At 53.3% G+C, this 10687-nt stretch carries 11 protein-coding genes, 3 tRNA genes and 1 pseudogene; 1 reads left to right on the forward strand and 14 read right to left on the reverse strand.

Features of this window, described 5'->3' with window-relative positions:
• The 14 genes from GJ1_RS10235 to GJ1_RS10300 all read right to left on the reverse strand — a co-directional run bounded on the left by GJ1_RS10235 (position 1) and on the right by GJ1_RS10300 (position 10285).
• Positions 1-1038 carry a branched-chain amino acid ABC transporter permease gene (locus GJ1_RS10235; protein ID WP_066231876.1) on the reverse strand — a complete coding sequence of 346 codons (1038 nt, stop codon included), beginning with the start codon at positions 1036-1038 and terminating at the stop codon, positions 1-3.
• Positions 1038-1901: a branched-chain amino acid ABC transporter permease gene (locus GJ1_RS10240; RefSeq protein ID WP_066231879.1), complete on the reverse strand. Its 864-nt coding sequence runs from the start codon at positions 1899-1901 to the stop codon at positions 1038-1040. The genes GJ1_RS10235 and GJ1_RS10240 overlap by 1 nt, the downstream gene beginning before the upstream one ends.
• Before the next feature lie 54 nt (positions 1902-1955).
• Positions 1956-2570 (reverse strand): TetR/AcrR family transcriptional regulator, encoded by a 615-nt coding sequence (locus GJ1_RS10245; protein WP_066231910.1) that lies wholly within the window; start codon positions 2568-2570, stop codon positions 1956-1958.
• A 20-nt stretch (positions 2571-2590) separates the two neighbouring features.
• Positions 2591-3760 carry a thiolase family protein gene (locus GJ1_RS10250; RefSeq protein ID WP_066231914.1) on the reverse strand — a complete coding sequence of 390 codons (1170 nt, stop codon included), beginning with the start codon at positions 3758-3760 and terminating at the stop codon, positions 2591-2593.
• Between the two features lie 471 nt (positions 3761-4231).
• The gene (locus GJ1_RS10255; protein WP_066231882.1) at positions 4232-4636 is read right to left on the reverse strand and encodes a MaoC family dehydratase; all 405 of its coding nucleotides are present in this window, start codon (positions 4634-4636) and stop codon (positions 4232-4234) included.
• Positions 4633-5082: a MaoC family dehydratase N-terminal domain-containing protein gene (locus tag GJ1_RS10260; RefSeq protein ID WP_066231884.1), complete on the reverse strand. Its 450-nt coding sequence runs from the start codon at positions 5080-5082 to the stop codon at positions 4633-4635. The genes GJ1_RS10255 and GJ1_RS10260 overlap by 4 nt, the downstream gene beginning before the upstream one ends.
• Before the next feature lie 18 nt (positions 5083-5100).
• Entirely contained in the window at positions 5101-5865 is a 765-nt protein-coding gene (gene fabG, locus GJ1_RS10265; RefSeq protein WP_066231886.1) for a 3-oxoacyl-ACP reductase FabG, read from the reverse strand.
• Between the two features lie 35 nt (positions 5866-5900).
• On the reverse strand, positions 5901-7079 hold the full coding sequence (locus GJ1_RS10270; RefSeq protein ID WP_066231890.1) for an acyl-CoA dehydrogenase family protein: 1179 nt from the start codon (positions 7077-7079) through the stop codon (positions 5901-5903).
• 176 nt (positions 7080-7255) lie between these two features.
• Positions 7256-7999 (reverse strand): NAD-dependent protein deacylase, encoded by a 744-nt coding sequence (locus GJ1_RS10275; RefSeq protein WP_066231893.1) that lies wholly within the window; start codon positions 7997-7999, stop codon positions 7256-7258.
• A gap of 86 nt (positions 8000-8085) precedes the next feature.
• Positions 8086-8835 carry an oxygen-insensitive NADPH nitroreductase gene (gene nfsA, locus GJ1_RS10280; RefSeq protein ID WP_066231897.1) on the reverse strand — a complete coding sequence of 250 codons (750 nt, stop codon included), beginning with the start codon at positions 8833-8835 and terminating at the stop codon, positions 8086-8088.
• A gap of 154 nt (positions 8836-8989) precedes the next feature.
• Positions 8990-9823, reverse strand: a complete 834-nt coding sequence (locus GJ1_RS10285) for a pirin family protein (RefSeq protein ID WP_066231899.1) — start codon at positions 9821-9823, stop codon at positions 8990-8992.
• 207 nt (positions 9824-10030) lie between these two features.
• Positions 10031-10123: transfer RNA gene (locus GJ1_RS10290), tRNA-Ser, on the reverse strand.
• 9 nt (positions 10124-10132) lie between these two features.
• A tRNA-Ala gene (locus GJ1_RS10295) sits at positions 10133-10205 on the reverse strand.
• A gap of 3 nt (positions 10206-10208) precedes the next feature.
• Positions 10209-10285 (reverse strand) — tRNA-Pro (locus GJ1_RS10300).
• Between the two features lie 200 nt (positions 10286-10485).
• Here GJ1_RS10300 and GJ1_RS10305 point away from each other — a divergent pair.
• Positions 10486-10687 (forward strand): annotated as a pseudogene (locus tag GJ1_RS10305) (hypothetical protein); the annotation flags it as partial.

Raw genomic sequence — 10687 nt, forward strand, 5'->3', positions numbered from 1 at the left:
TTATCCCTCCTTTACATGCCGTTCGCTCCGCCCTTGGCGCGAGGCAGCCAGCTCAGCGACGGTCCGGTTTGCTTCCAGCTTGAGGCGGCGCGCTTCTTCACGCTTTGCTTTAAAACGGATAAAGCCGCCCGCAATGCCATGCGGGTAAAAGATGATCAAAAGCGTCAGCACCGGACCGAAAATGAGCATCCGGTAATCTTGCAAAAATTGCAACTGCTGGGATAAAAACGTGACGAGCAGCGTTCCGACGACTGGGCCGGCAAGCGTGCCGATTCCGCCGACAAGCAAATAGGTTAAAAAGTCAAACATCACACTGACGTACGCGATATCCGGGCCAAGAAAGCGGATGAACGACGCATACAACGCCCCGGCGAGCGACGTGAAAAAGACCGACAGAACAAACGAGGCCAGCTTGTTTTTCATCGTAGAGATGCCAAGCGTCAAGGCGAGCTCCTCGCTGTTGCGAATGGCGATATACGTCCGCCCAGTCAACGAATAGACAAGCCGATACATGATGAAGACGACGGCAGCCAAGAAAAACAACAACAAATAATATTGGGCGACCGGCGTTTGAAACGAGAGCGGACCGATGTCAGCCGGCGCCGGAATGCCGATAAAGCCGCGCACCCCGCCGGTTAAGCCATCCCATTTGTCAATGACCAAATAAATAATGTAGCCGACACAAAGCGTATAAATGGCGAAAAAGTGCTCTTTCGTCCGCAACGCGACAAGGCCGACCAAAGCGCCAATCAACGTTGTCAACAAACAGGCCGACACGAAAGCGAGCCAAAACGGCACGCCGGCTTTCACCGTCAAAATACCGAGCGTATAGGCCCCGATCGCAAAAAATCCAGCGTGGGCAAGCGATAAATAGCCAGTATAGCCGGCAAACAAGTTCAATCCGTAAACCGCGATCATCCAGATAAAGGAGATCGTCATCATGTGCAAGTAATAGCCGTTGGTGACAAGCAGCGGAAAAGCGAGTGCCAGCGCCGCGAGGACCGCGAGCCATAGGCGTCGTTTTTCGAAAATGGCCATCAACGTCCCTCCTTGGCAAACAGTCCGTTTGGTTTGACTGTTAAAATGATGACAAGAATCACGAAGGCGATAATGTCTTTGTAGTCGTTCGACACGTACGTCGCTCCTAAACTTTCACTAAATCCTAAAATATAGCCGCCGACAATGGCGCCGGGGATGCTTCCCATGCCGCCGAGAATGATGATGACAAACGCTTTCAAGATGACGAGATGGCCCATGCCGGGAAACACGAGGTTGATCGGCGAAGCGAGCGATGCGGCGAGCGCCGCCAAACTGCCGGAAAGAAGAAACGTCAACATGGCGACTTTATTCGTATTGATGCCGACTAAGTTCGCTCCTTCGCGGTTTTGCGCCATCGCGATGATCGAAGCGCCGATGAACGTCTTTTTCAAGAAGATGTACAACAGCACCATGATGACCACAGCGGATGCAATGATGAGGATGCGTTGAATGGTCAGTGTGAAACCGAAAATATTGACGACGTCTCCATATGGTGTCGGCATCGTTTGATAGTCCGCTCCCCAGACGAACTGGGCAAACGCTTCCAAAAACAGCAAAATGCCGATCGCCGCGATTTTGTCATGAAGCGGCGGCGCGTCGCGGAGCGGATAAAACACCAACCGCTCCATCAAGACGCCAAGCAGCCCGACCGCCGCCATCGATACAATAATGGCCAACCCATACGGCAGCCCAAGCTTCGTCATGGCCGTAAGCGTGACATAACCGCCCATCATATACAGCGCGCCGTGAGCAAAGTTTGGAATGTGCAAAATGCCGTAAACGAGCGTCAAGCCTAACGCGACGAGGCTGTAAACGCTTCCAACAGTCAGCCCGTTTAACAGTTGCTGAATGAACAACTCCATCCCGATCCCCCCTTGTCTGCCGCTCAGCCTTATATAAGCTAAACAGCCGATCCATCATTTCAGTGAAATAGGCGATCCTCCTACACCCGCTCCCGTTTTCTCGCTCTGCGCCCGAATACCGTTTAAAATGAAATCGACATAAATATCGGTCAGCTCTTCTTCAGAAACGCCCCCATCCGGCTGAAACCAGTAATAGCTCCAGTTCGTGATGCCAAGCAGGCCGAACGTGATCATTTCCGCATTTAGGGACGGCTTGAACTCGCCGCGAGCGATCCCGTCTTCAATGAGCTGTTCATACCGTTTGCGGAACACCCGCCGCTTTGCGCGAATTTCCGCCAAATGATCATCAGCCAAATGCCGCATTTCGCGGAAGAAAATGCGGGCGCTTTTCTTCCGCGTGCGAATGTTGCTGATGACCATATAGACGATGGCGCGCAGTTTATCCGTGCAACTTGCTCCTACATCTTGGATAATGTGCTCTTGCTGCCGCAACAAATCATCCAAATAGGAAACACAAATATCGCAGAGCAGCTCTTCTTTGCTTTTGTAATAGTAATAGAATGCTCCTTTCGTTGCCCCGACCGCTTCGACGATTTCCTGCACCGACGTTTCTTTGAATCCTTTGCGCTCAAACAGTTCAATGGCCGCTTCCCTCAATTTTTCTTTCATCGTCAACTGGCTCCAGTTCATTATTCCCGTTCGATAATCGTGGCGATCCCTTGGCCGCCGCCGATGCATGCGGTAATGAGCGCATATTTTCCGCCGCGGCGCTTCAGTTCATACACCGCTTTCGTGATCAAAATCGCTCCCGTCGCGCCGAGCGGATGGCCGTGGGCAATGGCGCCGCCGTTGACGTTCACTTTTTCCGGATCCATCTCAAGCTCGCGGTCACAAGCGATCACTTGCGCGGCAAACGCTTCGTTGATTTCGATGATGTCCATATCGTCAAGCGCAAGCCCTGCCTTTTTTAGCACTTTTCTCGTCGCCGGCACCGGGCCGATGCCCATAATGTTCGGATCAACACCGGCGACGGCATGAGCGCGGATGACGGCAAGCGGCTTCAAACCGAGCTCCTCTGCTTTTTCCCGCGACATAATGACAAGCGCCGACGCCCCATCGTTCAATCCCGAACTGTTCCCCGCTGTCACCGTTCCTCCTTCCAAAAACGCCGGCGGCAGCTTCGCAAGTGCTTCCATCGTCGTGTTCGGGCGTGGATGTTCGTCCGTATCGAAGACGAACGGCTCGCCTTTTTTCACCGGAACGGTGATCGGTACGATTTGCTCCTCAAACCGCCCTTCTTGCATAGCACGCGCCATGCGCTGCTGGCTGCGCAAAGCGAACGCGTCTTGTTCTTCGCGGCTGATGCCGTACTTTTTGGCCAAGTTTTCCGCCGTGATGCCCATCGGCGGATCGCCGATTTCTTTCGGCGACAGCTGCGACTTGCGGAAGCTTGGCGGCGTCGAGCTGTACGGTTTTTCCGGGCGGTCCATTAAATATGGAGCGCGGCTCATGCTTTCCACTCCGCCGGCGATATACACATCCCCGTCACCGGCCCAAATGGCTTGCGCGGCTAAGTTCACGGCATTAATGCCCGATCCGCACTGGCGGTCGACCGTCAGCCCCGTTAGTTCAAGCGACAAGCCAGTTTGCAGCGCGGTCAGCCGGGCGATATTGCCGCCCCCGCTTAAGACGTTGCCTATAATGACATCATCAACAAGCTCTGGGCCAATGTTTGCCCGCCGCATCGCTTCTTTGATCACTTCCGCACCGTAAATGTGCGCCGGCAGCGTCGCCAAAGCGCCCCCTTGACGGGCGATGGCCGTTCGCACGGCCGACACAATGACAGCGTCCCGTTTCATCATTTTCAGGCGAGGAGCCCCCACTTCAACGACGGAACGGAGTCAGTGGGGGAGGAATCGCCCTTCCTCCTTTCTTTTTGTGATAGAATAAGAATATGGAGAAAACCGTTGAATCAAGGCACTCCATGCGTTACTACCCGATGTAGGGAGTTGGTTGCAGGAAACGTTGCACCCGTAAAACATCGAACGTAGACCCGTCTGTTGTGTGTGGAAGTCAAGTACTGCCAACAGACGTGCCGAGCGATTCGGGAACGATGCGAGTCTACCTGTATCGTTGGGCAGCCGTCAACCTGCCTCAAGCAACGCCAAGTGAAGGAAGGAGACGTCAGTCGCTTGCACTTCCGGACAGTTGCAAGCCCCCTCTTCAAAAGCCTTTAGGCTTTAAATGGTGGGTAGTTGACCCTGACTCCTCTCATCCCCTTTGTCTGTGAAACCCGGCAACCGTGCGTTCCCGCTGCTACCGGGCTCGCTTCACTCATACAGCAAAAACACGGCTTCTCCTTTGACGACTTCTTTGCCATGCTGGTTGACGGCAGCGACGGCAAAGCGAATCGCCTTGTCGTCTTTTTCTTTCACCGTTGCTTTTAACGTGATGACATCGTTTAAAAACACCATCGACTGGAAGCGGACGAAATAATCTTGGACAAACCCTTCTTCGTAATACGGTGTAAACAGTTTGGCGAGGTTTCCCATCGTCCACATGCCGTGGGCGATAATGCCGGGCAGGCCGGCTTTTTTCGCCTCTTCATCGATCGTATGGATCGGGTTGTAGTCGCCTGATGCCCCGGCATATTTGATTAAATCAAGCCGGGACACCGGTGCGAGCGTCACGTCGGGAAGCGACTGCCCCACTTGCCATTCACGGATCGTTGTCATACGCTCATCGCCTTTCTAACCGCCTCGTTAATAATGATCGTCGAGGTCGAGGTGAAAATGAGATTCCCATCGGCGTCTTCGCCGTTGTTCGCGATCACTAAAAAGCCAAGCAAGCCCATGCTGCTTTGTTTTTCATAATAATCTTTCACTTCCGCATAACAATACAGCTCTTCACCGACAAACAGCGGGCGCTCATAATGGAAGCGCTGCTCGCCATGGATGAGCCCTTTGGACGGCAATGTCAGCCCTTCAATGACGCCGTAGTCAAAAACGCGCGGAAACGTCGGCGGCGCAATGTTGCGCCCGTAGCGCGACCGTTTCCCCGTTTCCTCATCCCAATAAATCGGATTCGGGTCGCCGACCGCTTCAGCGAACTTTTTCACCGCTCCGCGCTCGACGACGTTTTTCACTTTCGCCGACCGTTTTCCGATGTCGTTTTGATACATGTTCGGTCCCCCTTGTGTTCAACATTTCGGGCCGCCGGCAACGTACAGCACTTGGCCGTTGACAAACGACGACCGCTCGTCGGCGAAAAACGCCACCGCATGGGCGATATCTTCCGGACGGCCGCTGCGCCCGACCGGGATGTTGGCGACGCTCGCCTGGATGAGCTGTTCAAACGAAATGCCAAGCCGCTCGGCAGTCGCTTTTGTCATATCAGTTTCAATAAACCCGGGAGCGACGGCATTCGTCGTGATGCCAAATTTGCCAAGCTCAATCGCCAGCGTTTTCGTAAATCCTTGAATGCCGGCTTTCGCCGCCGAGTAGTTTGCCTGGCCGCGGTTGCCGAGCGCGGACGTCGACGAAATGTTGATGATGCGCCCGTACCGTTTTTCGACCATATATTTTTGCGCGGCGCGGGCGCAGTAAAACGCCCCTTTCAAATGGATGTCCATCACCGTTTGCCAGTCGTCGTCCGTCATTTTAAACAGCAGGTTGTCGCGGATGACGCCGGCGTTGTTGACGAGAATATCGAGCGAGCCGAACCGATCGACCACTTCTCGGATCGTCGTTTCCACTTGTTCGCGGTCGGTGACGCTCGCCACCTTGGCGTAAACGTCATACCCTTTTTCCCGCAGCTCGGCAGCCGTCGCTTCAAGCGCTTCTTCGTTTACATCAATGAACGCTACTTTCGCCCCTTCTTCGGCAAAGCGGGTGACAATCGCCTTGCCGATGCCGCGGCTTCCTCCAGTCACAAACGCCACTCTTCCGGCAAATCGTTGGCTCATGATTTTCTCCTCCCCTTCGATAGCGCTTTCATTTTTTAGAGAAACTGCCCAAGCTTGACGTGTCCTTTAATTAAGTTGCGGGCGATAATGAGACGCTGGATTTCATCGGTGCCGTCGTAAATGCGCCACAATCTCGCTTCACGGTACCAGCGTTCGATCGGCATTTCTTTCGTATAGCCCATTCCGCCGTGAATTTGCATCACCCGGTCGACGACGCGGTTGCCCATGTTCGCGCCAAACAGCTTCGCCATCGACGCCAAATGGCGGTTGTCTTCCCCTTGGTCAAGCGTAAACGCCGCGTTCAAAACAAGCCATTTCGCCGCTTCAATTTCCACCGCCGAATCGGCGATCATCCATTGGATCGCTTGCCGCTCGGCGATCGGCTTGCCGAACGTAACGCGCTCTTTCGCGTAGTCGATCGCCATTTGCAGCAACCGTTCCGCCGCTCCGACCGCCCGGGCGCCGACAACCCAACGGGCATAGCCGATCCACTCAAGCCCAAGTTGATAGCCGTGGTGCAACTCGCCTAAAATGTTTTCTTCCGGCACGCGCACATTTTCGAAAATCAAGCTGGCCGGTGTTGATGGCCCCATCGTATGTATCGGCTCCGAACGCCAGCCCATCTCGCGGTCGACAATAAAACATGTCACTCCTTCGCGTCCATTTGTCGCCTGATGCCGTTCTTTATCGGTAACGGCGATGACCATGACAAAATCAGCGTCATTGCCTCCAGTGATAAACGTTTTCTCCCCGTTTAACACCCACTCATTTCCATCTTTCACCGCCGTCATTTTAATGTTGCGCGTATCAGACCCCGCGCCTGGCTCAGTCATGGCAAAGCACGATTTTTTCTCGCCGTTGATCGTCGGGATCAAATATTTTTTCTTTTGCTCCTCGTTGGCGTAATACAAAATGTTGTCCGCCGACCCGCCGAACTGGAACGGAACGAGCGTTTTCGAGACTTCCATCAACACAATGGCCTGCATGACATGTCCTAAATTGGCTCCGCCATATTCTTCCGGCGTGTTGATCCCCCAAAAACCCGCTTCTTTCGCTTTGAGCTGCAGCTCTTTTAACTTTTCGGGCGAAAGCCCAGGCTTCCCTTCCCGCTCGTTGCGCAACACTTCATTTTCGAGCGGCATCAACTCTTTTTCGACAAACTTGCGAATCGCCTTTTGCACCATGCGTTGTTCATCTGTTAATCGCAAATACATGATTGTCCCCTCCATTTTTTGTTGCGCCTGAAAACCCCACTTCTATAAATACCAACCGGTTGGTATGTCACTTTCATTATATCCGAATGTTCTGAAAAGTACAATACCTTTTTTCTGTTTTTGTCCAACGGGGAAACGCCACATGCGTTCTCCCGTTGGAATGGAAATCTATAGATCTATTCTTCCTGCATTTGCTTGCACACGCTGGCGACTGTTTCCCCGATTCCACCATAAATGACAAGATCAAACATCCCATCCATCCTCGTTGCTGTTTTGTTGATCAACACTTTCCGCGTTGCCGGCGACTCGGCAGCGACATAAAACGGGATTTGGTTTACAGGCGCCACTTCCAGGCTCGTTCCCATCGCCAAAAGCAAGTCGCTTTCCGCCGCTGCCGCAAACGCTTCCTCGATGCGCGGCACGAGCCCGCCGAACAGGACGACATCCGGCTTCAAAATCGTCTCACACTTTTCGCAGCGCGGCACCTCGTGGCGATTGATAAACGACAGATCGAACTTGTTGCCGCATGACGGACACGTCGCCGTCTGCAGCGTGCCGTGCAGTTCAATGACATTCGTGCTTCCCGCTTTCGCATGCAGGCCGTCGATATTTTGCGTCAAAATCGTCACCGTTTTGCCGATATCTTCAAGCCAGCGGAGAAATCGATGCCCGTCGTTCGGGGCAAATCCGCCCATCAGCTTTAACGAAAACATCCGCTTGAACCGGCGCCAAAAATCAACCGGATCTTTTTTGTAATAATGCTCTGACAAATAATATTCGACATTGTCCTCTTGGGCGTAGAGGCCGTTTTCGCTGCGAAAATCAGGAATGCCGGATTCCGTGCTCATCCCGGCCCCGGTCAGGACGGCGATCACGTTCGCCTCTTTGATCCATTGCGCCAGTTGCCGGATTTTGCCCACTCTCGTTCTCTCCTTTCTTACGAACCTCCTGGACTTCGGGAATGGGAGCTGGGGATAGAAAAACCCAGCTTCCACCTGCAGCGAGGCTACCGTAAATTGAACCCTTTCCCTTCCACAAACTCTTTCATGTACATCCGGACTTGGCGGCTGAGCATTTCAGCCATTTGCCCGGTCCATGTGTCACGGCGACGGCCGTTTGTCCGCTGCTCATAATAGGTAGACACCGTTGCGTTGTAGCGCTGCAGCTGTTCAATGAATCGCTCGCGGTCTTGGTTGTATTCGTCCTCGTGGTAGACGTGTTCAAACGGCAGGCGCGGCTTTTTGTCCGGTTCTTGGGCCGGATAGCCGACGGCAAGCCCAAAAAGTGGAATAACCCGTTTCGGGACGTTCAAAAGCGCACATACTTCTGGCAAATGGTTGCGCAGACCGCCGATATAGCAAATGCCAAGCCCCATCGACTCCGCGGCAATGGCCGCGTTTTGCGCCGCAAGCGCCGTGTCGATGAGCGCAACCATAAATTTTTCCGTGCTCTCGAGCGACGGCAGTACGTTTTTCCCTTCCAGTTCGCCAATCAACTCATGGCGGTGAAAATCGGCGCAAAAGACAAAGAAATGACCATTCTGCTCGACATATGATTGATTCCCGGCCAGTTCAGCGAGTTTCCGTTTTTTCTCTGGATCTTTCACGCCGATGATCGAATACGCTTGGACAAAGCTTGAGGTGGACGCCGCTTGAGCGCATTGGACGATCGTACGGATTTGTTCCTCGGTGAGCGGCCGGTCTTCAAAACGGCGGATCGAACGGTGCTGTAAAATCGTTTCAACCACTTGATTCATTCTAATGCCTCCTATGCCAAAAAATTCGGCTCATTCTCCATAAACATGATAACAAAAAAAGAAAGAGCCGAAAAACGATCGGCTCTTTTTATCCCCTCCGGGCAAGAAAACGTCCGCTTCCACCGCAGATAAGCGGGAAGGGAGATCAACCTGATTATTGCCCAAACCGCCCTTCCTGATAGTCGCGAATCGCTTCGCGGATTTGCTCCGGCGTGTTCATCACGAACGGGCCGTAAGCAACGACCGGCTCGTTCACCGGCTCGCCGGCGTAAAGGAGAAGACGCAGCTTTTCACGGGCGGTCACTTGCAGCTCTGTATCCTCCCCACGGTTGTGGCGGCTGAAAAACAGCGCTTGCCCGGCTTTTCCTTCCGTCTGATCAGCGCCGAACGTGCCGCTGCCTTCCAGAATGTACAAGAAACCGTTATAATGACCCGGCAAATCTTGCACGACCGTCGCTCCTGGTTCGACAACCATTTCCACCATCGTCACGGGAACAATGTTTTTCGTCGGCGCTTGCACCCCTTTTGACGAACCGGAAAAGACGCGAATCGTCGCCCCTTCTTCTTTGCGCACCGGCATGTCTTTGGCGCGTAAGTTTTGGTAGCGCGGTTCAGTCAGCTTATGCGTGCTCGGCAGGTTCACCCAAAGTTGCAAGCTGTGAACGGTCGAACCGGGCGCTGGATCTTCTTTATGGACGACGCCGCGGCCGGCCGTCATCCATTGCACATCCCCGGTGCCGAGCGTGCCGTGACCGGCTTTGCTGTCGAAATGTTCGAGCTCGCCGCTGATCACATACGTCACCGTCTCAATGCCCCGGTGCGGATGGACGTCAAATGTTCCCCGCTCAAAAATATCTTCCATCAACAACAAAAACGGATCGTACTCTTGCCAGTTTCCTGGTTCAAGCACCGGACCGCTGCGGTGAATCGGGCTGTTCGTCGTGATTTGCACCGTTTTGATGCGGCGAATGCGGCGTTGAATCGTCATAACCACTCCTCCTCATTTCGCGCAATCCGGCTGTTGCCGGAAGAAATGCGGCTCAACCGCTCTTTTCTCTTTCATCGTACCCGATCCAACCAAAAACAGGCAAATCATCTGCCTAAAAAATGCCTGCCATACAGCTTGCAAAAAAAAAAAAAAAAAACAAAAAACCTGCCGACAATCGGCAGGTTGGCATTCCATTCATATGTACGATGGCGGAGGAGGAGGGATTCGAACCCCCGCGGGCTGTGACACCCCTATCGGTTTTCGAAACCGACCCCTTCAGCCGGACTTGGGTACTCCTCCGCAGAAAAATGGAGCCTATCGGATTCGAACCGATGACCTCCTGCGTGCGGGGCAGGCGCTCTCCCAGCTGAGCTAAGGCCCCATATGGTCGGGAAGACAGGATTTGAACCTGCGACCTCACGGACCCGAACCGTGTGCTCTACCAAGCTGAGCTACTTCCCGACATCTTCTTAATTCCCCTTGCGACAATTCTCATTTTATATGAACATCAAAGAGAAGTCAATAGTTTTTTATTTTTTTGCCGCAATGAGGGATTGGCTTTTTTCTGAAACGCCTGCATAGCCGCCGCTTCTTTTTTCCTATACTAAAAACTTCCTATACTAAAAACAAAGCAAATGCGGGAAGAAGAAAGGGGGCGCTTCGTGAAACTCGTTCCATCGGCGCGGCGCAAACGGGCGTATTTGTCGCAGTTCAGCACGACCCATCTCCATCTGCGCCACCCGCTTGTCGTCGCCTTTTTTTCGTTTTCCTTTCCGGTACTCAGCAATTTAATGCAACACCGTTATGCCACGGCTTTTATTTTAATCGTTTGGGAGCCGTTTATCAATACGAAAGCGCACGTGG

The sequence above is a fragment of the Geobacillus jurassicus NBRC 107829 genome, assembly GCF_001544315.1.
GTDB lineage: Bacteria > Bacillota > Bacilli > Bacillales > Anoxybacillaceae > Geobacillus > Geobacillus jurassicus.

Bases quoted from the DNA above. Each gene is read 5' to 3' on its own strand.
- GJ1_RS10235 (WP_066231876.1), bottom strand. From the start codon at position 1,038: ATGGCCATTTTCGAAAAACGACGCCTATGGCTCGCGGTCCTCGCGGCG.
- GJ1_RS10240 (WP_066231879.1), bottom strand. From the start codon at position 1,901: ATGGAGTTGTTCATTCAGCAACTGTTAAACGGGCTGACTGTTGGAAGC.
- GJ1_RS10245 (WP_066231910.1), bottom strand. From the start codon at position 2,570: ATGAAAGAAAAATTGAGGGAAGCGGCCATTGAACTGTTTGAGCGCAAA.
- GJ1_RS10250 (WP_066231914.1), bottom strand. From the start codon at position 3,760: ATGAAACGGGACGCTGTCATTGTGTCGGCCGTGCGAACGGCCATCGCC.
- GJ1_RS10255 (WP_066231882.1), bottom strand. From the start codon at position 4,636: ATGACAACGATCCGTGAATGGCAAGTGGGGCAGTCGCTTCCCGACGTG.
- GJ1_RS10260 (WP_066231884.1), bottom strand. From the start codon at position 5,082: ATGTATCAAAACGACATCGGAAAACGGTCGGCGAAAGTGAAAAACGTC.
- fabG (WP_066231886.1), bottom strand. From the start codon at position 5,865: ATGAGCCAACGATTTGCCGGAAGAGTGGCGTTTGTGACTGGAGGAAGC.
- GJ1_RS10270 (WP_066231890.1), bottom strand. From the start codon at position 7,079: ATGTATTTGCGATTAACAGATGAACAACGCATGGTGCAAAAGGCGATT.
- nfsA (WP_066231897.1), bottom strand. From the start codon at position 8,835: ATGAATCAAGTGGTTGAAACGATTTTACAGCACCGTTCGATCCGCCGT.
- GJ1_RS10285 (WP_066231899.1), bottom strand. From the start codon at position 9,823: ATGACGATTCAACGCCGCATTCGCCGCATCAAAACGGTGCAAATCACG.